Annotated in this window: 17 protein-coding genes and 3 pseudogenes; 6 read left to right on the top strand and 14 right to left on the bottom strand. The window is 60.1% G+C overall.

Annotated features, from left to right (window positions below; all coding sequences use genetic code 11):
- Positions 1 to 81: 81 nt before the first annotated feature.
- Both tcmP and LZA78_RS06430 read right to left on the bottom strand, forming a co-directional pair.
- Positions 82 to 468, bottom strand: a complete 387-nt coding sequence (gene tcmP, locus LZA78_RS17890; protein WP_368861014.1) for a three-Cys-motif partner protein TcmP — start codon at positions 466 to 468, stop codon at positions 82 to 84.
- A 21-nt stretch (positions 469 to 489) separates the two neighbouring features.
- Positions 490 to 1,275, bottom strand: a pseudogene (locus tag LZA78_RS06430) (DUF5131 family protein).
- A gap of 147 nt (positions 1,276 to 1,422) precedes the next feature.
- On the opposite strand from LZA78_RS06430, the pseudogene LZA78_RS06425 reads away from it, so the two are divergent.
- Positions 1,423 to 1,716, top strand: a pseudogene (locus LZA78_RS06425) (DDE-type integrase/transposase/recombinase); the annotation flags it as partial.
- A 76-nt stretch (positions 1,717 to 1,792) separates the two neighbouring features.
- Here LZA78_RS06425 and atzF read toward each other — a convergent pair.
- Genes atzF through LZA78_RS06385 form a run of 8 tightly spaced genes read right to left on the bottom strand, consistent with a single transcriptional unit; the run spans position 1,793 to position 10,045 of the window.
- Entirely contained in the window at positions 1,793 to 3,622 is a 1,830-nt protein-coding gene (atzF, locus tag LZA78_RS06420) for an allophanate hydrolase (RefSeq protein WP_233676104.1), read from the bottom strand.
- A gap of 10 nt (positions 3,623 to 3,632) precedes the next feature.
- Positions 3,633 to 3,983 (bottom strand): cupin domain-containing protein, encoded by a 351-nt coding sequence (locus tag LZA78_RS06415; RefSeq protein WP_233676103.1) that lies wholly within the window; start codon positions 3,981 to 3,983, stop codon positions 3,633 to 3,635.
- Positions 3,976 to 4,644, bottom strand: coding sequence for a cysteine hydrolase family protein (locus LZA78_RS06410; protein WP_233676102.1), 669 nt, complete (start codon positions 4,642 to 4,644; stop codon positions 3,976 to 3,978). The genes LZA78_RS06415 and LZA78_RS06410 overlap by 8 nt, the downstream gene beginning before the upstream one ends.
- The gene (locus LZA78_RS06405; protein WP_233676101.1) at positions 4,644 to 6,191 is read right to left on the bottom strand and encodes an ABC transporter ATP-binding protein; all 1,548 of its coding nucleotides are present in this window, start codon (positions 6,189 to 6,191) and stop codon (positions 4,644 to 4,646) included. The genes LZA78_RS06410 and LZA78_RS06405 overlap by 1 nt, the downstream gene beginning before the upstream one ends.
- Positions 6,188 to 6,865, bottom strand: coding sequence for a biuret amidohydrolase (gene biuH / locus LZA78_RS06400; protein ID WP_233676100.1), 678 nt, complete (start codon positions 6,863 to 6,865; stop codon positions 6,188 to 6,190). Before biuH ends, LZA78_RS06405 begins: the two co-directional genes overlap by 4 nt.
- Before the next feature lie 8 nt (positions 6,866 to 6,873).
- Positions 6,874 to 7,797, bottom strand: coding sequence for an ABC transporter permease (locus LZA78_RS06395; RefSeq protein WP_233676099.1), 924 nt, complete (start codon positions 7,795 to 7,797; stop codon positions 6,874 to 6,876).
- 3 nt (positions 7,798 to 7,800) lie between these two features.
- The gene (locus LZA78_RS06390) at positions 7,801 to 8,892 is read right to left on the bottom strand and encodes an ABC transporter permease (protein WP_233676098.1); all 1,092 of its coding nucleotides are present in this window, start codon (positions 8,890 to 8,892) and stop codon (positions 7,801 to 7,803) included.
- A gap of 10 nt (positions 8,893 to 8,902) precedes the next feature.
- Entirely contained in the window at positions 8,903 to 10,045 is a 1,143-nt protein-coding gene (locus LZA78_RS06385) for a BMP family ABC transporter substrate-binding protein (protein ID WP_233676097.1), read from the bottom strand.
- Positions 10,046 to 10,200: 155 nt separating this feature from the next.
- Between LZA78_RS06385 and LZA78_RS06380 the strand changes: the two genes are divergently transcribed.
- Together LZA78_RS06380 and LZA78_RS06375 are read left to right on the top strand one after the other, a co-directional pair.
- Positions 10,201 to 11,112, top strand: a complete 912-nt coding sequence (locus LZA78_RS06380) for a LysR family transcriptional regulator (RefSeq protein WP_233676096.1) — start codon at positions 10,201 to 10,203, stop codon at positions 11,110 to 11,112.
- Between the two features lie 246 nt (positions 11,113 to 11,358).
- Positions 11,359 to 11,952 (top strand): cupin domain-containing protein, encoded by a 594-nt coding sequence (locus LZA78_RS06375; RefSeq protein WP_233676095.1) that lies wholly within the window; start codon positions 11,359 to 11,361, stop codon positions 11,950 to 11,952.
- On the opposite strand, the gene LZA78_RS06370 is transcribed toward LZA78_RS06375, so the two are convergent.
- The 4 genes from LZA78_RS06370 to LZA78_RS06355 are packed head-to-tail and all read right to left on the bottom strand — an operon-like array spanning position 11,930 to position 15,669.
- On the bottom strand, positions 11,930 to 12,859 hold the full coding sequence (locus tag LZA78_RS06370) for an ABC transporter ATP-binding protein (RefSeq protein WP_233676094.1): 930 nt from the start codon (positions 12,857 to 12,859) through the stop codon (positions 11,930 to 11,932). The genes LZA78_RS06375 and LZA78_RS06370 overlap by 23 nt on opposite strands.
- The gene (locus tag LZA78_RS06365; RefSeq protein WP_233676093.1) at positions 12,856 to 13,821 is read right to left on the bottom strand and encodes an ABC transporter ATP-binding protein; all 966 of its coding nucleotides are present in this window, start codon (positions 13,819 to 13,821) and stop codon (positions 12,856 to 12,858) included. Before LZA78_RS06365 ends, LZA78_RS06370 begins: the two co-directional genes overlap by 4 nt.
- Positions 13,818 to 14,657 (bottom strand): ABC transporter permease, encoded by an 840-nt coding sequence (locus tag LZA78_RS06360; protein WP_368861017.1) that lies wholly within the window; start codon positions 14,655 to 14,657, stop codon positions 13,818 to 13,820. Before LZA78_RS06360 ends, LZA78_RS06365 begins: the two co-directional genes overlap by 4 nt.
- Before the next feature lie 4 nt (positions 14,658 to 14,661).
- Complete coding sequence (locus LZA78_RS06355) at positions 14,662 to 15,669, bottom strand: ABC transporter permease (protein ID WP_233676091.1); 1,008 nt, start codon at positions 15,667 to 15,669, stop codon at positions 14,662 to 14,664.
- A gap of 333 nt (positions 15,670 to 16,002) precedes the next feature.
- Here LZA78_RS06355 and LZA78_RS06350 point away from each other — a divergent pair, with 333 nt between their 5' ends.
- The 3 genes and pseudogenes from LZA78_RS06350 to LZA78_RS06340 all read left to right on the top strand — a co-directional run bounded on the left by LZA78_RS06350 (position 16,003) and on the right by LZA78_RS06340 (position 19,844).
- Entirely contained in the window at positions 16,003 to 17,631 is a 1,629-nt protein-coding gene (locus tag LZA78_RS06350) for an ABC transporter substrate-binding protein (RefSeq protein WP_233676090.1), read from the top strand.
- Positions 17,632 to 17,639: 8 nt separating this feature from the next.
- Entirely contained in the window at positions 17,640 to 19,127 is a 1,488-nt protein-coding gene (locus LZA78_RS06345; RefSeq protein WP_233676089.1) for an amidase, read from the top strand.
- A 9-nt stretch (positions 19,128 to 19,136) separates the two neighbouring features.
- A pseudogene (locus LZA78_RS06340) lies at positions 19,137 to 19,844 on the top strand (IS6 family transposase).
- The last annotated feature ends 148 nt before the right edge of the window (positions 19,845 to 19,992 follow it).

Raw genomic sequence — 19,992 nt, 5'->3', positions numbered from 1 at the left:
GGGCTTGGTCGGCGATTTTGAATTGGAGGATTTGGGCTTCATCTTCGTTCCTTCGTCACTACGACGAAGCCCAAATCCTCCTTAAATCACAACCTCAAATCTGTGCCATAGGCGCTGACGGGGGACAACTCGTAGGGCTTTCATGGCAACAGGGGAAAGATCATTAAAGTACATGAAAAACTCGAAGGAAATAGGTTTGAACCCATCTATTTTCCTTCTGAGATTCACCTCGGCGCTCACCGATTTGAGCGCTTGCAACACCACCAAGGGGGAACCGAGCGTGCCACATTCGTATGCTCCAGCTCCACAAAACCCATCCACAAAGGACAGTCGAAATCTCTCTTGCTGAGGCAAGCTACATCTAACACGAACATACTCGTGAATGTACTCTTTGATAATCGCGAGCTTGATCTTGGAGTGCGGTCCGATTCTGGCGCCGTTCTCCCAGTCATACTGTTTCTTAACCATGCAGAAGGCGCTCCGAAAACCTTATGGAGACACCGAAATTGTCGGCATTTCTTCCCAAACTTTTCCCCGAAACAGCCTCCCGTTCGCTTTCTTGGAACGCTTCTTGTTATCTTTTCCCCAAGTTCCCCACTGCTTAAAGAAAAACGCAGTTCCATAACGCTGGCACAAAGAGTGAATTTCATCAATCCATTCTTCTTTGATGGGGCGTGCCTGTGATCCGCTCTCTCCTCCAACAATAGCCCAATGGATGTTGCTTAGATCAACCTCTCCAACCGGCGCAATCAATGGCTCAAAGGAAATAAACCGGATTATTGCAGGAGTGACAGAAAGGGCGTCAATTCACGCAGCGGTATCAGCGTTTTCGACGCTAGTTCCGAGCCAAACATTTGGAAGAACCGTACTGAGTTGGTTTTTCACAAAATCAAGCATGCGCTCAGGCCTTTTAGTCAGAATTTGATACTGATGGTGTGGCGTTTTCTCCATTGTTCGCCATACTTTTTCAACGAAATCGAACGGCACTCTCTCGTGAAAGAGATCACTCATGGAATTGACGAAAATTTTTCTTGGCTTACGCCATTTCAGTGGGGCCTCCAAAGACTGTTCATCCAGATTGATTGCACCTGTCCAAACGGTTCGCTTCCCCGAACGCCGCGCAAGCCCTTGATACTTCTCCATCCCCATCGCTTCCAGCCGAAGAGCCATGTGCATCGCATAACAGTTCGTGCATCCGCTGGACGCCGCTGTACACCCTGCAACTGGGTTCCAAGTCGTGTCAGTCCATTCAATCTCTGACAAATTAGTCTCCATGCTCAATCTGTGCTGAGCTTAAAAAGGCGGGGTGGCTTGCCCCATTTGGTTGGGGGCTACCTCTATCCTAGTGCATAGCTGATCTAGATGCTACTGTCGAAGCGATGGATGAACCGTTTTGGGGCGTTAATCTGACGACGGACATTTGTCACCGATCGTCTACGTTCCTATGGTGCCGCTCTCGTTGGGCTCGGTATCCGTGACCGTCAGCAGACCGGTCGGTGGATGAATAACCGGGCAGAGAATTCACACTTGCCATTCCGAAGGCGGGAGCGGGCGATGCTCCGCTTCCGGCGGATGCGAACGCTACAGAAATTCGCCTCCGTTCACGCGTCGGTCCACAACCTCTTCAACACGGAGCGCAGCCTCTCTTCCAGAGCCACCTTCAAGAGGAACCGCGCCACCGCTCTTGCCGAGTGGCGCGGTCTCTGCGCCGCATAAGGGATAGGGCCACTTTCCAAACTGAGACTGGTTCGAATTCGTCTGGCAGCACCTGAATCATGCAAAGAGCCTGATATCAATCGGTCCTGCCCCTAGAGCGCTGCGTTTCGAGCCAGTTTCTCCAGCCGCCAGAGGGTGTGATTTCCTCGGCCCCATTCAAGCCTGCGGCTTCCGCAAGAAAACCCGTGAGGCGTCGGCCGTCGCTGATTTCGACCTTCCCCAATCCCAAAGGGGCAGGGATCTGCGACATGAATTCTCCGACGGAATGCAGGGGGAGCGCCCATATCTCGACGGCAATCGCTGCACCGCCGGTTTCGGCACGGATCAGGCCAGGGCGTGCCGGCGGCGGACCTTCGAGCCGATAGAGGCGATAACAGGGCGCAGTCTCTGTCGCTTGCAGGAAACGCCCTCCCAAGCCGGTGATCTGGGAATTCAAAGGCAGCCCGGTCATATGAGCACCAACCAAGACAATCGGCAGTTCGTCAGGCAAGGCCTCTGTTTCAACGACACCTGCTGGTGGCAGCTTATGTTCCGTGGCCCCGAGTTGCGGATTGATGAGCCTATGCAGGTCACGGCCGAGTGCCGCAACCAAAGCATCCTGCCCAGCCTTTGCCAGCAGTGTTAGGCTACCCGGCCGCCCGTCGCTTCGAGCTCCGGTCGGCACCGCGATACCGCACATGTCCAGCAAGTTTACGAAGTTCGTATAAGTGCCAAGGCGGCTGTTCGGCCCGATCGGGTCGCTCTCGAGATCGCTCACGGTATAGAAAGTCGGTATGGTTGGCACGACCAGAAGATCAAGCCCCTCCATCGCCTTGGCGGCGTGGCGTTTCAGCGCTGCCAGACGATAGATGCCTCTGAAGGCGTCCATGGCCGTCAAGCGGTCGGCCCCTCCGATGATCTTTGCCGTAACGGGGTGCAATGCGTCAGGGTCCGCGCGGAAGAGCGGTTCGACCGCTGCCATGCGTTCCGCCACCCATGCGCCGTCATAAAGCATCTGGGCCACATCATAGAAGGGTCCAAAGTCTATTTCGGTAATGGTGCAGCCAAGTGTCTCCAGTGATTTCAGTCCATCCGAAAACGCGACTTCATGAGCCGCGTCACCGTAGAACTCACGTGTTTTGGCGTCAGGCACGCCGATCCGCAGGCCATTTGGTGTTGCGCCAAGGGGAGGGGAGGCGATCTCATGCGACCATGGATCGTTCGCGTCCGTTGCGCAGGCCACCCGGAATGCCGACCAGGCATCGTCTACGGTCAGCGCAAAGATCGAAATCGTGTCAAGCGTACGGCATGCGGGCACGAGGCCCGTCGCCGAAAGAGCGCCAAGCGAAGGCTTGAGACCTACGATGTTGTTCAGCGCGGCGGGAACGCGGCCCGAACCGGCCGTGTCGGTGCCGAGCGAAAAGCTGACGAGCCCCCTTGCCACTGACACTCCCGATCCGCTGGACGAGCCACCTGGCACGATCTCTGGATCCAGCGCATTGAGCGGCACGCCATAGGGGGATCGCACCCCGACCAATCCGGTTGCGAACTGGTCCAGATTGGTCTTGCCGATCCAGATAGCCCCCGCCGCTCGCAGACGCGACACGACGAATGAGTCTTTCTCTGCAATATACGAAAAAGCGGGACATGCGGCAGTGGTGGGTATCCCCGCCACGTCGATATTGTCCTTGATCGCGAACGGCACCCCCCACAGCGGATAGGTTGCCGGATCGAAAGCCGGCAAGTCGGCTAATTCTGCGAGCACGTCGTTGAGCTTGCGCAGGTGAATGAAGATCGCGGGATCTTCAGTCGCGTCGATCCGGGCGAAGGCTTCGGAGATGACGTCGGCCGCCGGAAGGCCGTCTGAATAGGCGGCATGCAAGCTGCCAATGTCGAAGCACAACTCGGGGGGAGAGATTTTGGTCATGATGTCTTTCTCAGATCAGGAACTCGACGGGTCGGTTCCACTGGATCAGGACGATGCAGCCCGGTTGGGACCAGACCGAATGAACAGTTCCTTCGGGGTTGAGGATCAGCGAACCGGCCGGGTAGTCGCCACGTTCGTCGCTTTGGACCCCCTCCAGAACCAGAATGGTTTCAAGCCCCGTGTGACGATGACGTGGCACACCAGCACCTGGGGCGTAGCGTAGCAGGGCCACCCCGGGCTCACCGTCCATCAATGTGGCGATCTCCACCCCGTCTCGGAAATGTCGGAAGGTGAAATCACGCCAGCCGCCGTCGAGGAGTGTTGAGAAGAATTGAGGTTCGCGCGCAGCGATCTCAGTCATTGAGGGCCTCCACGATTTTCGCCGTTTGGGCGGTCCAACCGACGATCGCGCCTTGTGCGCGGATCATCTCGATCGCTGCGGCCTTGAATTCGGGGAAATAGCTTGCGGTTGAATCCTCGGCCAGAAGGCATGTAAATCCGCGGTCGTTGGCCTCTCGCATAGTGGTTTGAACGCAGACTTCCGTAGTGACACCGGCGAAGATCAGTGACTTCGTCCCGAGCTTGGCGAGGTCATCCGATAGCGAGGTCGCGTAGAAGGCGCCCTTCCCGGGTTTGTCGAGGACGATTTCACCCGGCAGCGGATATAGCTCGGGGACGATATCCGCACCCGGCTCGCCAGCGATCAGGATGCGGCCCATCGGTCCAAGGTCTCCAATCCGAAGGCTTGGCTTTCCACGATCCCGCTTTGCAGGGGGCAGATCCGAAAGATCTGGCCGATGGCACTCGCGGGTATGGATAACCGGCAAGCCATGCTTGCGCGCGGCTGCAATGAGGGCTGCGACCGTTGGAATTATCTGCCGCAGTTGCGCTACATCGTTGCCAAGGGTTTCGCCGAAGCCGCCGGGTTCGACGAAGTCGCGCTGCATGTCGATCACGATGAGGGCCGTCGTTGCCGGGTCGAAAGTGAAAGAAAAAGGCAAGGCGTCCGGGATTTGTGCCATCACGCGTGTCCTCCCATGTGGTGACCAATCTCGGCGAGAGTTGCGTTCTGAGCTGCGACCTCGAAATTGATCCGGCCATCGCTCATGACCAGGATCCGGTCGGATAGCTCCATGATTTCGTCCAGATCTTCACTCATCAGCAAGACGCCTGCGCCCGCGTTCCGTGCGGCAACAATGCGGGCGCGGATCTCTGCAACAGCGGCAAAATCCAGCCCGAAACATGGATTTGAGATGATCAGAAGCCTGACATCTCCGGTCAGTTCCCGCGCAAGAACCGCGCGCTGGACATTCCCGCCAGACAGGGCAGCTATGGGGCCCTCGGGCTCTGCTACTTTGACCTTGAAGGCCGAAATGAGTTCGTTCCCGCGCCGCTTCATCTCGGCCGGGGTAAGCCAGAACCGCTGCTGATCGGCGTTGCGATCAAAGCTGCGGAACGCAATGTTTTCAATGACGCTCATGCGGGGCGCGCAGGCGTTCCTGAGCGGTTCTTCGGGGAGATAGCGGACAGAGTGCGCCTGAGACTCGGCCCGGGTCGCCTTGTAGGGTTCGCCCTCGACCCGGATTTGCCCGGCACTTGTGCTGCGCTGACCGGTCAGGATTTCCATGAGCTCCATCTGGCCGTTGCCCGAAATGCCTGCGATTCCGACGATTTCGCCTGCGCGGACCGTCAGATTATCGAGCGCGATCTCCTTCAGGCCGGAGCGATCGGTTGCACGGACATTTTCGAGTTCAAGCACCAGCTTTCCGGGGCTGCCGCTGCGTTCGACCGGCCGATATTCCTTTTCGACGCCGATCATCATTTCGGCCATCTGTTCATGCGTCAGGTCCGCGACCTTGCCTTGCCCGACTAGCCGCCCTTTGCGCAGGACCGAGACCTCGTCGGCGAAGGCGGTCACCTCGCGAAATTTGTGGGTTATCATCAGCACCGAAATCTCTCCCGCGGTACAAAGCCCACGAACATGCCCCAGAACCTCGTCGGCTTCATCGGGGGTCAGAACCGACGTGGGTTCGTCCAGAATGACGAAGCGGCTGCCAAGGTAGAGTTGTTTCAGGATTTCCAGTTTTTGCTTTTCGCCAGCAGCAAGTCGGTTCACCGGCTGCTCGAGCGGCACGCGAAACGGCATGGAAGCCATGAACGCCTCAAGCTCTTCGAGTTCTTTTCCCCAGTCGATAATTCCCGGGGCATCGGCGCGGCTGATCACCAGATTCTCGGCCACGGTCAACGAGGGAACAAGGGTGAAATGCTGGTAAACCATGCCCATGCTGAGCGCGCGGGCATCTCGGGGATCTGCGATCTCGATCTCGCGTCCGCCGACAAGCAATTGACCCGCAGTCGCATGATAAAAACCCATGATGCATTTAACCAAGGTCGACTTGCCCGCCCCATTTTCTCCCAACAGCGCGTGAAAGGTGCCGGGTGAAACGCGAAGCGACACGTCCTCGAGGGCCGTGAAGTTGCCAAAGCGCATGGTCATGCCGACGGTTTCTATTCCCAATGCGCCGGGCGGCAGTGGCTCGGCGCCGATTGCGGTCGGCGCCGGTCTCATGGCAGCGCTCCGATCAGGCTTTGGCTGTCGCCGACCGCGCCGAAGACGCCGCCTTGCATGGTGACCATTTTCAAGGCGGCTTCGTGGTTGCCGGGATCGGTCGCGCCACAACAATCCGATAGGATCAGGCATTCGAAGCCTCGATCGTTCGCTTCACGCATTGTCGTGGAAACGCAAACGTCAGTCGTGATGCCGGTCAGGATCAGATTTTCGATGCCGCGGGTTCGCAGGATCAGTTCCAGATCGGTCGCGCAGAACGACCCCTTGCCGGGCTTGTCGATGATCGCCTCCCCCGGAAGCGGATAAAGTTCGGGGATGATGTCCCAACCCGGCTCCCCCCGGATCAGGATCTTGCCGCAGGGTCCGGCATCACCGATCCCCGCGCCGATCTGCTGCGAGCGCCAGCGCTTGTTTGGCGGGAGGTCGGTCAGATCGGGGCGATGCCCCTCGCGGGTGTGGATGATGTGGTAGCCCTTGTCGCGCATCGCGTTCAAGACCGCCTTGATCGGGCCAATGGGCGCCTGCGTCAGGCTCAGATCGTAACCCATCATATCGACATATCCGCCCTTGCCGCAGAAGTCGGTCTGCATGTCGATGATGATGAGTGCGGTATTGTCGGGCCGCAGGTTTCCGTTCCACGGCCATGCATAGGGTGTCGATTGAACAGTGGTCATGTTGGATCTCATTTCGTGATGGAAAGCTCGCCCGGAGCGCCGGTGAGCGCCCTCGAAGTCGATGAGGTGGCAATGAGGACCCCAAGCGTGAGGATGTAGGGCGCGGCGTAGAAGAGGTAGTAGCCTTGCGTGACGCCAACCGATTGCAGGGCCGGGCCGAGTGCGCCGGCCCCGCCGAACAGTAGCGCCGCCCAGAAGCAGTTGATCGGTGACCAGCGGGCGAAGATCACCAGCGCCACGGCCATCAGGCCCTGGCCTGAAGAAATCCCTTCGTTCCAGCTGCCGGGATAATAAAGCGACAGGTACGAGCCGCCGATCCCGGCAAAAGCGCCGCCGATCGCAGTGGCCATGGTTCGGATCATCGCGGGCCGCAGCCCCATGGCGCGGGCGGCATCGGTCGAGTCTCCGACAACCCGGAGTATCAGTCCCGGTCTGGTCGCGCGCAATGCCCACGCCAGGGCCAGCGCGGCGATCAGGCCGATCACGAAAAGCACATTCACGTTCAACGCCGCCTGTACCTGCGGCAGGTCGGACCACCAGCCCAAGGGGATCGCAGGCAGGTCCGGGGCGACCGGCTGGATGAAGGGCTTGCCAAAGTAGAAGGCAAGACCGGTGCCAAGCAACATCATGGCGATGCCGATGGCGATGTCATTGACCTTCGGGATCGAGCAAATCACTCCGTGGATCAGTCCGAAGACAGCACCGCAGAGCGCTCCGACCAGAACGCCCAGCCAGGGGCTGCCTGAGAGCACGGCGGTCGCATAGGCTGCCATCGCACCAAAGACCAGCGTCCCTTCCAGCCCAAGATTGATCCGCCCCGATCGTTCGGTCAGCGTCTCGCCCAGAGACACGAAGAGGATCGGCGTGGAAACCCGGATCGCGCCGCCGATCACGGCAAGAGGGATCGCCCAGAGGCCAAGATCGCTTTCCATCCCTCAGTTTCCTTTCGGCTTGAAGATTGCAAGGCGCCCGTAGGCCGCGTCGGACATCAGGATCGAGATGAAGACGATGCCTTGAAGCACCTGCATCGTCGCGTCGGGCAGTCCCATGCGTCGCTGCACAAGCCCCGAGGACGCCTCGATCCCGGCCAGCAGGATGGCGACAGGAATGATGGCCAGGGTGTTCTGCCGGGCGAGGAAGGCGATCAGGATGCCGGTGTAGCCATAGCCCGCCGCCAGAGAGGCATTGGCAGATCCGTGCACGGTCGAGACTTCGAAGAAGCCCGCCAATCCGGCAATGGCGCCCCCAAGCGCGGTGAAGCCGATCACGAGCTTGCCGACAGCAAGCCCCTGCACTTGGGCGGCCCGGACATTGCCACCGGCGATGCGGGCGGCAAACCCCCAGGCCGTCCGCTCGATGAGAATCCAGCACAGGATGCAGGCGAGGACGCCGAGAGCCAGTCCCCAGTGGACATCCATGCCCGGCAGCGGGCCAACGCGCATCGTCTCGGCCAGAGGCGCGGTCGAGGGCTTGTTCAGGCTGGCCGGGTCACGCAGCGGCCCTTCGACCAGGTGGTTCATAAGGGCGATGGCAGTATAGGATAACAGCAGGCTTGAGATCGTCTCGTTGACGCCGCGATAGTGGCGCAACGCACCAGCCATTCCGATCCAGATCCCTCCGACGGCCATCGCGGCGATGACCATCAGGGTGATCCCTAGGGGCGCGGGAGCCCAGGCCAGATGCGCGCCAAGGGCCCCCGTGGCGACCCCGCCCAGAACGATAGCGCCTTCGCCGCCGATCACCACAAGCCCAAGACGGGCGGGCAGGGCCACGCACATGGCCGCCATGAGTAGCGGAGCCGCACGCGACAGGGTGTTCTGCCAGGAAAAAGCCGATCCAAAACCGCCCTGCCAGACATAGGCGATGAAATCGACCGGCGATTTCCCCTGCGTCAGCAAAAACAGGCCGAAAACCGCGGCGCCGACGATCAGGGCGAGGACGGGGACCGCAACCGCTTCAGAACGCCGGATCAGCGATCCAAATCCCGCTGCTTCGGTTGCTCGGAAAATCTGTTCCACGGCTGCCATCCCAGCCCCCTTACGAGGTCGAACCGATCACACCCTCGACGAGGTAAGCCATCCCCTCGAGCGCCGGATCGGTTTCAAGGAATGCTTGCCCATCGGTCGCGACGACATTTCCTGCATTGTCCTTGAGCGGCCCCTTAATAACGCTGAAGCCGCCTTTCTCGATCTCGGCCTTCACCGCCTCGAATTGTGCCCGCCCGGCCTCTGGCACAGCAGGACCCAAGGGTGACATCTTGATGAACCCGTCGGCCAGGCCCCCACGGACAAAGTTCGGGATCGCTTCGCCCTTCATCGTGGCACTGACCATGTCGGTGTAAACCTTCGCCCAGTTCCATTCCGCGCCAGTCAGGTATTTGTCCGGTGAGAGTGCGCTCTGATCGGCGTGGTAACCGCAGACGAAAGCGCCCCGTCCAGCGGCCGTTTCCACAACGACTTTCGGGCCGTCAACGTGGCAGGTGATGACATCGGCCCCGGCATCGACCAGCGCATTCGTCGCCTCGGCCTCTTTCACGGCAAGCGACCATTCCCCGGTAAAAATCACCTGACAGGTGATCGAGGGATCGACGGCGCGGGCGCCAAGAAGGAACGAGTTGATGTTCAGCAGAACCTGGGGGATCGGCTTGGCCGCGACGAAGCCGATCTTCTTGGTCTTGGTCGCATGGCCGGCGGCGATCCCGTTCAGATACTGGCCCATGCCGATATAGCCGAAGTAGCTGCCGACATTGGTCGGGTGTTTGTCGGCCGACCAGAGCCCGCCGCAATGTTCGAACCGCACGTCGGGGTATTTGGGCGCGAGCGTCAGGATATGAGGGTCGAAGTAGCCAAAGGAGGTCGGGAAGATCAGCGTTGCGCCATCGAAGTTGATCATCGACTCCATCGACTTTTGCACGTCGATCGTTTCGGGGACATTCTCTTCCTCGACTACCGTAACGCCTTCCATGGCTTTCACTGCGGCGGCGCCGATGGCGTGCGACTGGTTGTAGCCAAAGTCGTCGCGCGGCCCGACGTAGATGAAGCCCACGGTCAGCGCTGATTGCGCGCGCGCGACGCCGGGAAACCCAGAGAGGGCGGCGACACCACCGAGTGCGGCGGAGCCACGCAACAGGTCGCGGCGGGACAGGGTGGATCGGGGGCTCTTGGACAAAAAGTCAGTCACACTGCTTCTCCTTGCAGGGATAGGGGCTGTTATCGCGGGTGGCTTCTTGCTGGCGACTCGCTCTGCATGTCGTTCCTAGCTTCAAGAATGTTGAATTGAAGCGCTTCCGTCTTGTGCTATGTTTGCAGCTAACCGATGCAAAAAATGCACCACTTATGCACCAGCTCACTGCTCATCAGTTCATTCGCGTGATCATGAAGGCCGGCTCGATCCGTAAGGCGGCCGAGGAACTCGCGATTACCTCCACGGCGCTGAACCGCAGGGTGCTTGCGCTTGAAGAAGAGTTGGGTGTCCCCATATTCGAGCGCTTGCCGCGAGGGGTAAGGCTATCCACAGCGGGCGAGCTGTTGCTTGGGTACTTGAGCAATCAGGCTGCGGATCTGGAGAGGCTGAAAAGTCAACTTGCCGACCTGAGTGGAGAACGTCGGGGTCACGTTTCAATCGCCTGTTCGCAGGCCCTGATCCCCTTCTTCATGCCCGAACAGATCGGACGTTATCGCCGCGAACATCCCGGCGTGACCTTTGCCGTCCGGCTCCGTGACCGTGCGGCGGCCGAAGCGGCACTGGTCGAACATGCCGCAGATATTGCGCTGATCTTCGAACCGATCCGCTTGTCAGAGGTGCAGATATTGTCATCTGTGCGCCAGAGGATCCACGCCGTCATGTCGACTGATCATCCTTTGGCTGCGGAAAAGGTGGTTCGCTTACGCGACTGTGGGGCATACCCGATTGGGCTGCCAACGGCCTCATACGGGGTGCGACATCTGATCGATGTTGCCTTGGTCCAGTCCTCGGTCCGCCTTCGAATGGTGCTGGAATCCGATAATTTCGATTTTCTCCGGCGTTATCCCTCGCAAGAGCAGTTGATCAGCTTTCAGATCCCGATTGGCCTACCAGATTCAGACCATGCGGAGGGAGTGACCTCCCGACCTGTCGACGCGCGAGATATTCCCGATGGCCGGCTTTACCTGTGCCAGCTGCGTGGCCGAACGCTTCCCGTGGCGGCTGCCAAGTTCGCGGCGCTTCTCGAAGGTGTTCTTGAGACGCGTTATGGTGCTGACGCTTGATAGCAACCTGCGTCAAGGCCAACCCGTTGGTTCCTCAACCTTTGGAGGTAAGTGCCTGTTTGACAATGCCAGAAAGAAATCTGTTCAGGCGTGCGTGAGATTGGCCTCACATCGGTATCATCAGGTTGTACTCCCAGTTCCAACATATCGGTTCTTTTCGGGCACGGCGCTTGATTTTCAGGCAGGCAGTCGGCATAGCTGTCAACTCGGTGGGGGTGCCCTCAAAAGCAGTGCGCAGGATGGAAGATGGCAGAGAAGGGTGACGACCAGAAAATGACCGACGCGATGCAGATCGCGGCGAGGGTTCGCCACGCGCGAATTCTCAAGGGCCTTCGGATGAAGGACCTGGCGGAGCGGGTCGGATATAACGAGAGCATGATTTCGAAAATCGAAGCCGGCAAGGTGACACCGTCGCTCGTCATGCTGAATCGGATCGTCACGGCGCTGGACCGCGACCTCGCCTCATTTTTTGGTCTCGACATCGATATGCATCGCATGGTCCTGACCGCCAAGGAGCGCACGGTCGTCGAGGGGGATGCCTTGCGCGGCGGAAAGGGTGTCAGCTACGAACGGATGGTGCCGCTCGCCGCTGGTAATCTTCTAGAGGCAAATGTGCATGTCGTGCAGCCTGGGGGGGAGAAGGTCGACAACATCACCCATCAGGGCGAGGCCACGGGATACGTGATCGAGGGCCAAATCGAGCTGACCATCGATGGCGAGGTCTACCATATGCAGGCAGGGGACTCGTTTTTCTTCAAGGCACACCTGCCGAACAGCTACCGCAACACCGGGGATCAGGTTGCCCGGGTGATCTGGGTCAACACGCCCCAGATCCACTGATCTGGGGCGCAGCACTGCTCGAATGGTGGCAGGCCACTGCGTGGCCGGGCGCCATATCGTCAAGCTTGGGCCGCGATTGCGCACAGATGTCCGTCGCCATAGGGCAGCGATCGCGGAAGTGACAGGCCTCTGTGTCCGCGTGAGGAGCCGTGGAGGGAAGGGTCATGCGGTCACCTTGGTTGCGGCCCGGCGTCGCGGAGACGAGCAGGCGCGTGTAAGGGTGCCGCGGAGCCTCGATGATCTGGTTCACCGGGCCTGCCTCGACGATCCGCCCGCGATACATGACCAGAACGCGAGTGCACATCAGTCGCACGACATCCAGATCGTGGGAGACGAGTAGCGTCGCGCAACCGGTCTCAGTCCGAAGTCGGTCGATCAGCCTCAGGACAAGGGCCTGCACCGAAACATCCAGCGCGGCCGTCGGTTCGTCGAGCAACAACAACTCGGGTTGGGCGATCAGTGCCCTGGCGATGCCAGCCCGTGCCTGCTGCCCTCCCGAAAGCTGATGCGGAAGGCGCGGCAGTAGTTCGGGCGGCAGCCCCACCTTGGCGGCCACCGAGCGAACCTCGGGAAGCGCACCTGCATTGCTCAAGCCAAGGCCCACAGCGATGTTGCGCGCGATGGTGAATGCGGGATTCAGCGCTTCGTCTGCGCTTTGGAATACCATCTGAACCGCGCGGGACGGTGCCGTGATAGGTTTTCCGTTCAGTCGGATCTCACCGTCTTCGGCTGGGGTGAGGCCGCATATCAGCCTTGAGAGCGTCGATTTGCCCGACCCGCTTTCGCCGACCAGGCCGACACTTTCTCCTCGGTTGATGGAGAAACTGACGTTGTCCACCGCCAGAACGCGGGCGCGGCGGCCGCTGGCGAAGCTGCGGGTGACACCGGAGAGTTCGACGAGTTTCATGATACAGGGTTCCAGCAGGCAACGCGGGCGCCCGAGGGGCCCGTGGTGAGGGGCTTGGCGATCCGGCAACGGGGCTCTGCACGCGCACAGCGGTCGGCGAAACGGCAGGCGGGCAGGTCACCCCTCAAATCGGGAAGGCTTCCTGGGATCGGCTCCAGTGCCTCGATGCTGCCCGCCTGCGAGGCAGACGCCCCGAGCAAGGCGCGGGTGTAGGGGTGGCGCGGGGCAGAGAAGAGGCGCGAACTTTCGGCCTCTTCGACGATCTGTCCGGCATGCATGACGCGGATCTCGTCGGCGTATTCCCGGGCCAGAGCAAGGTCATGCGTAATCAACAGGCAGGCCATATGCCGGGCTCTGATCTGCTCGACGACAAGGTCGAGGATCGCCGCCTGGGTCGTGTTGTCGAGGCCTGTCGTCGGTTCGTCTGCGATCAGCAGTCGTGGATTGCAGGCCAGCGCCAGCGCGATCATCACCCGCTGGCACATCCCGCCGGATAGTTCGCCCGTATAGGCGTGCTGACGCGCCTCGGGATCGACGATGCCGACCGAGGCCAGCGCCTCGACCACGGCGCGCGACAGTTCCGCCCCTTTGAGGCCGCGGTGTCGCGCGATGACATCGCCGATTTGCTGGCCAATCCGCCGCACCGGGCTGAGGGCTGCGCGCGGATTTTGGAAGATGATCGCAATCTGGCGCCCGCGCAAATCGCGCCAACCAGATCCGGACGCGTCCGACAGATCGACGCCGGAAAATCCGAAGCGCGCTGCTTGTAGCGTCGCTGCGGGGGTGAGGATCCCGGCGATAGAATGCGCGATCAGAGACTTGCCGGAACCGCTCTCTCCCACGAGGGCAGTGATGCGGCCCTTGGGCAGATCGAGCGAAACGGTATCAACTACGGCGGTCGCGCCGAAGCTGATAGTGAGGTCGCGGGCCTCAACGAGGTTGGTCGTCCAGTCGGGTGTCATTTGCTGCGCGGGTCTAACAGTTGGCGCAGGGCGTCGCCCGCGCGGGTAAAGATCAGGACTGCGCCCATGAGCGTCAGTCCGGGGAAGGTGAACACCCACCACTCGCCAGAGAAGATGTAGGACGCGCCATCGGCGACCATGATCCCCCATTCCGGCTGCGGTGGGCGGATGCCGAGGCCGATAAACGACAATCCGGCAGCGTTCAGGATGGCCCAGCCCATGTTTAGCGAGGATTGCGTCGCCAACAGGCCCACCAGATTGGGCAGGATATGCAGCGCGACGATTTTTGAAGGGGGGATGCGGGCGAGCAATGCCGCCTCGACCCAGCCTGCATTGCGACGGCGGGAGACCTCAAAGCGAACCGCGCGTGCATAGAAGGGCAGATTGACGATGGCCGTCGCGACGATCACGGAGGTCAAGGAATTCCCGAGGCCCGCCGCGATCCCGACCGCCAGGACGAAAAGTGGAAAGGCCATGATCGAGTCGATGAAGCGCCCGATCACAACGTCGGTGCGCCCGCCGCGCCAACCTGCCACGGCACCGATGGCCGTCCCGATTACAAGGGATATGCTGACGGCGACGGCCCCGACTAGCAAGTCGGTCCGCGTCGCGACAAGCGTGCGAGAAAAGACATCCCGACCAAGCTGGTCCGTCCCGAACCAATGCTCCGAAGAGGGCGGCAGGAGCGCCTGTGCAGAGTCCGTGGTTGTCGGATCATAGGGCGCAAGCATCGGGCCCAGAATGCCAGCCATTAGAAGAAGCCCTAGCAGCGCCAGGGGCACACGCCCGGCCAGCGGCACGCGGCGCAAGGGCCTTGAAGTCGTTGTGGAAACCATGTTCTCAGCCATCAACGCGGGTCCTCGGATCTATTGCTGCAGCGAGAAGGTCTATGCCGAGATTGACCGCTACATACATCACTGCCATCAGAAGCACGAAGCCCTGCACCGGCGCGAAGTCGGAAACCAGCAGGGACTCGATCGCGTAGGCGCCGACGCCTGGCCAGCCAAACACTTTCTCGACCAGAACATTGGCCCCCAGCAGAAACGATAACACCATGCCGACCGTGTTCAGGATTGGCACGGCCGCGGGCAGGAAAGCGTAGGTCCAGAGGACCTTGCGCGACGAGAGGCCAAAGGCCCTCGCCGTCCGCACCGAGTCTCCGCGGAGCACCTCGAGCAAGGCAGTGCGCGTCATGCGGGCGATCGGTCCAAGGCCGAACAGCGCCAAGGTGACGACCGGCAGGACAAGCTGTCTGAGGACGCCGCGAAAGGCATCGACATTCCCCTCGATCAGTGTGTCCAGCGTCCAAAAACCGGTCACCTCGGTCGGGCTTGAGTAGAAGATCTCAAGCCTTCCCATCGGTGCCGGCGCCCATCCGAGCAGGTAATAGAAAACAAAGACGAGCAGCAGGCCGAGGAAGAACGTCGGCATGGCTTGTCCCAGAACGGTGACCGCGTCACATAGCCGATCCGGCCAGCCACCCGGTCGCAAGGCTGCGCCGAAGCCGAGGGAGATTCCCAGCATCGTCGCGACGATCAGGGCGCCGAGCGTCAGCTCTAGGGTCGCGGGCAGTCTCGCCGCCAAGTCGTCCACAACAGACTGGCCGCTCGATAGCGAACGTCCAAGGTCCAGCTTTGCCAGGGCCGAGATATAATCGACAAACTGTGCGGGGAGGCTCTTGTCGAGTCCCAGTTGGGTTCGAACCTCCTCGATCGACTCGGGCGTTGCCGCGGGGCCTGCGAAATATGCGGCAGGGTCGCCGGGCAACAGCCGCGTCAGGACGAAGGTGAGGATCACGATGCCGATGATTGACGGAATCGCGGATAGGAGGCGCTTAAGTGTCCTCATGGCGTCCAAGCTTTCTCAGGCATTGCTCTTTAGTCACCTAATATTCCTGCGGGTCACGATCTGGAAAATTCATTCTCTTGAATCCGTCAATGCTCGGAAGCGAGCGCGCTGCACTGTCTCCCGATATTCCGATCGGAGATACCGAATTGCGCTGAGTTTTTGTGCGTAAATGCTAAAAAATGGCGAAATAATCGTCACGACTGCGGCGCGTTCCAGTTCGGTAGGCTTGCTGGAAGACGAATCGCTTGCCATGCATGTCACATGATTACAGTGCATAAGTATGGCGCTGCTTCTTGAGTGCAGCGCTCCATCTCCAACCTAAGGGAGCCAGAGTTGACACAGATACCCTATCGTCTTGCGCGGATGTGGCATGTCGGGGCTTTCGCCCTGGCCCTCGGAATGCCCATGGCCGTCGCCCCAAATCCTGTCGCCGCGCAGTCTCGCGCCGAAACCCTTGTTGTGGTGTCCGAGGAAGGACCCGCCACGCTCGATATCCACGGCGCCACGGCGAACGTCCCGACCCACGAAGTGTCGTGGAACGTCTATGACCGCCTTGTGACCCACGGCCGCACCGAACTGCCCGATGGGAGCTACGCTTATGATTACACCGACTTTCAGCCGGAATTGGCGAAAAGCTGGGACCTGGCGCCCGACAACAGCTCGGTCATGTTCCATCTTAGACAGGATGCAACCTTCCACGACGGAAGCCCCGTCACCGCAGAAGACGTGAAATGGTCTCTGGACCGGGCCGTCGCGGTGGGCGGTTTCCCCGCGATCCAGATGGGCGCAAGCGAGATGAAATCGGCGGACCAGTTCGTCGTGATCGATACGCATACCATCCGCGTCGATTTCCCCAAGCCCAACAAGCTTGTACTCGCGAACCTTGCCGTACCGGTCGCACAGATCCTGAACTCGAAACTGGCCAAGTCGCATGCCACGGCCGAGGACCCCTGGGCCCTCGACTGGGTCAGCAAGAACGATGCTGGCGGTGGTGCCTACAAGATCGATGGCTGGAAGCCCGGAAACGAGATCGTCTTCTCGCGGTTCGAAGAGTGGAAATCCGGCGAACTGCCGGAAATGAAGAAGGTGATTGTGAAGCAGATCGCCTCGGCTGGCACCCGTCGCGCACTGCTTGAAAAGGGCGATGCGGACCTGTCCTTCAACCTCCCGCCCAAGGACTTCAAGGAACTGGCTGCGGATGGCAAGCTGAAGGTGATCGGCACGCCGGTCGATGCAGAACTGCTCTATCTCGACATGAATGTCACGATGAAGCCGTTCGACAATCCGCTGGTCCGTAAGGCAGTGGCCTATGCCATCCCTTATCAACCGATCCTTGACTCGGCCCTTTACGGGCGCGGCGTCGGCATGTTCGGCGGTCCCGAGAAAGTGACGACCACCGCCTGGCCGCAGCCCTCGCCCTATTCGACCGATCTCGAGAAGGCCAAGGCCCTTCTGGCCCAAGCCGGCTATCCCGATGGCTTCGACATCACGCTCAGCTACGACGTGACCACCGCGACGACCCGCGAGCCGATTGCGCTCCTGATCCAGGACAGCCTGAAGAAAATCGGCATCAACGTGACGCTAGAGAAGGTTCCCGGGGCGGACTGGTACACCCGTCTTGGCAACAAGGACATGCCGTTCCTAATCATGTCCTTCAAGGCGTGGCTGAACTACCCCGACTATTACTTCTACTGGACCTACGACGGGGTGAACAATTCGGTCTTCAACGCGATGAACTACGTCAATCCGGCGATGGACGAGCTGATCGCGAAGGCCCGGTTCGAGACCGACAAGGCGGCCTATGACGAGGCGGTAAAAGGCTTCATCCAGATCGCGATGGACGATGTGCCGCGTATTCCGATGGTGCAGGATTATCGTGATGTGGCGATGCAGCCCGATGTTGACGGCTACACCTACTGGTTCCACCTGACGCTCGATTACCGCACACTTAGCCGCGAATAAGCTGATCCATGATGGTGGCCGCCCGTGCAATGGCGGCCACTTCTCTTGCCTCATTTCGCAAGGATAGTCGCTTGAACCCCCAAGAATATGCCGCTCTCTCTGCCCGAGAAATCGCTGCGGGCGTGAATGCCGGTTCGCTTTGCCCCATCGAGATCGCGAAAGCCGCCCTTTCCCGCCTCGACGAAGTTGATCCTCAGCTGAATGCTTTCGTCTATGTCGCCAATGATGTCATTCAGCAGGCCCGAAAGGTTGCTGAGAAAATTGCCTCCGGCATCCCGGCAGGGCCGCTTGCAGGCGTGCCGGTCGCGGTGAAGGATCTCATCTCCACGAAAGATATGCCGACTACCTTCGGCTCGCCGCTATATCGTGATTACCGTCCGTCAGTGGACGACATAGCCGTGGAGCGGCTGCGCGCGGCGGGGGCTGTCCTTATCGGCAAGACCAATTGCTCGGAATTCGGGTATGGCGGCTTTGGTCACAACCCGTTGTTTCCCACGACCCGACATCCACTTGATCCCAGGCTGACACCCGGCGGGTCGAGCGCCGGCTCTGCGGTCGCGGTGGCGACTGGCATCTGCCCATTGGCCCTTGGCTCGGACGGCGGTGGCTCGATCCGACTGCCGGCCTCGTTCACGGGACTCGTCGGTATAAAGGCGTCCATGGGGCGCGTGCCGCTGTGGCCGGGTTGTCGCGACCCCGAACTGCCGGGTGCATCGAGCTGGGAAAGCATCGAGCATATCGGCCCGCTTGCCCGCGACACCTATGACGCCGCCTTGCTGCTGTCGGTAATCGCCGGGCCTGACGCGCGGGACCGCTATTCGATCCCTTGTGCCGATCTGGACTGGTGCGCTGCTGCCGAAGCGACTGCACCAAGCGGGTTGCGTGTGGCATTCTGTGCCGATTGGGCCGGGGTGCCGGTTGACCCGGAAGTCCGTGAGGTCACCCGCGCAGCAGCAAGATCGTTGTGTGCCAGGATATCGGCGGAGTTTCACGAACCAGCGGCTCCGGTGATCCCTCTCGAGATATTCCGGTCCGTCGTGGCGGCAGATACCGATTACCTGGGTTTGCGTCGCTCGGCAGCAGACGGTATGCACCTTTCGAGGGCCGTTTCGCGCATGCTCCGACAGATCCCGACGCCCGAACAATATCACCTCGCACGCTTTGGGCGCATGCAGGCAGTCCTTGCGATGACGGACTTGATGCAAGAATTCGATCTGCTGCTGACCCCGAGCGTGGCTTGCCTGCCGTTTCCGGTCGACCTGGACAGCCCCGGATCGATTGATGGAATTGCAATCGCTGACGATGCTTGGACACCTGCGTTGTTTCCAATGAACCTGACAGGGCAACCGGCAGCATCAGTCCCCGCAGGACAATCTTCCAAAGGCCTGCCCATAGGTCTGCAGATTGTCGGTAGGCATCTGGCCGATGCGCTTGTCATCTCAGTCGCTGGCCTTGTCAGAGTAAATTCCGTTGAGCGGGTCAGGGTGGTCTCGTAGCTTCTGGGGATAACGATAGACGCCCCCTTCAAGTACTTCCGGACCAGCCCGGAAATCATTCGCCTGGCGGTCATGATGTAGGTCCGGTTCCCTCTATCGCTCCGCAACGTCGAAGGCCTGCTGCACGAGCGCGGTATCGACATCAGCCATGAGTCCGTCCGTTTCTGGTGGAACCGCTTTGGCCCGATGTTCGCGTCCGAGATCCGTGCGCGACGGGCCGAGCGACTGCGGTCCGGTCCTCAGCGGCGCTGGCATCTCGGCGAGGTTTCCGTGAAGATCAATAGCGAGCGCCATTACCTGTGGCGCTCCGTCGATCATGAAGGGATAGTGCTCGAGAGCTTTATGATGAGGAATCGAGACAATAAAGCGGCATTGAAATTCTTGAAGAAATCTCTGAAGCGACACGGTGCAGTTGATACGCGTGTGACTGTCCATCTTCGTTCTTATGGTGCGGCTCTTGATGAACTCGGCATCCGTGAGCGTCAGCAGAAAGGTCGGTGGATGAGTTGCGGTGTCGAGAATTTTAACCTGCCGCTCCAAGGGCGGTTGCAGGCGATGCTCCGCTTCAGACGGATGAGAATGTCGCAGAAATTGGCTGAGGTTCACGACGTCGTCACTAACCATTTCAAGTAGGATCGCAGCCGCTTAAGCAGACCACTCTTCAAGGCCAATCGCTCCGTCGTTCTCGCTGAGTGGTGCGGTCTCTGCGCGGCGTAGGGGGCAGAGATGCCGACCGTTCAGAGACGAGTTTGAACCCTTCGGACAATACCCTCACGCATAAGCGCATTTCAGGAAATTAACATTAGGTTTTGCAAATCGACCTACAAGTCATTTGACGTGAAGTTGCCCTGACTGCTTTACTCCA

The sequence above is a fragment of the Rhodobacter flavimaris genome (assembly GCF_021378075.1).
In the GTDB taxonomy this organism is placed as follows: domain Bacteria; phylum Pseudomonadota; class Alphaproteobacteria; order Rhodobacterales; family Rhodobacteraceae; genus Rhodobacter; species Rhodobacter flavimaris.
Note: the sequence above shows the minus strand (reverse complement) of the source record. Positions and strands in the feature narration are given on the sequence as shown.

Excerpts from the sequence above, each read along its gene's own strand:
- tcmP (WP_368861014.1), bottom strand. The coding sequence starts at position 468 with ATGGTTAAGAAACAGTATGACTGGGAGAACGGCGCCAGAATCGGACCG.
- atzF (WP_233676104.1), bottom strand. The coding sequence starts at position 3,622 with ATGACCAAAATCTCTCCCCCCGAGTTGTGCTTCGACATTGGCAGCTTG.
- LZA78_RS06415 (WP_233676103.1), bottom strand. The coding sequence starts at position 3,983 with ATGACTGAGATCGCTGCGCGCGAACCTCAATTCTTCTCAACACTCCTC.
- LZA78_RS06410 (WP_233676102.1), bottom strand. The coding sequence starts at position 4,644 with ATGGCACAAATCCCGGACGCCTTGCCTTTTTCTTTCACTTTCGACCCG.
- LZA78_RS06405 (WP_233676101.1), bottom strand. The coding sequence starts at position 6,191 with ATGAGACCGGCGCCGACCGCAATCGGCGCCGAGCCACTGCCGCCCGGC.
- biuH (WP_233676100.1), bottom strand. The coding sequence starts at position 6,865 with ATGACCACTGTTCAATCGACACCCTATGCATGGCCGTGGAACGGAAAC.
- LZA78_RS06395 (WP_233676099.1), bottom strand. The coding sequence starts at position 7,797 with ATGGAAAGCGATCTTGGCCTCTGGGCGATCCCTCTTGCCGTGATCGGC.
- LZA78_RS06390 (WP_233676098.1), bottom strand. The coding sequence starts at position 8,892 with ATGGCAGCCGTGGAACAGATTTTCCGAGCAACCGAAGCAGCGGGATTT.
- LZA78_RS06380 (WP_233676096.1), top strand. The coding sequence starts at position 10,201 with ATGCACCAGCTCACTGCTCATCAGTTCATTCGCGTGATCATGAAGGCC.
- LZA78_RS06375 (WP_233676095.1), top strand. The coding sequence starts at position 11,359 with ATGGCAGAGAAGGGTGACGACCAGAAAATGACCGACGCGATGCAGATC.
- LZA78_RS06370 (WP_233676094.1), bottom strand. The coding sequence starts at position 12,859 with ATGAAACTCGTCGAACTCTCCGGTGTCACCCGCAGCTTCGCCAGCGGC.
- LZA78_RS06365 (WP_233676093.1), bottom strand. The coding sequence starts at position 13,821 with ATGACACCCGACTGGACGACCAACCTCGTTGAGGCCCGCGACCTCACT.
- LZA78_RS06360 (WP_368861017.1), bottom strand. The coding sequence starts at position 14,657 with ATGGTTTCCACAACGACTTCAAGGCCCTTGCGCCGCGTGCCGCTGGCC.
- LZA78_RS06355 (WP_233676091.1), bottom strand. The coding sequence starts at position 15,669 with ATGAGGACACTTAAGCGCCTCCTATCCGCGATTCCGTCAATCATCGGC.
- LZA78_RS06345 (WP_233676089.1), top strand. The coding sequence starts at position 17,640 with ATGATGGTGGCCGCCCGTGCAATGGCGGCCACTTCTCTTGCCTCATTT.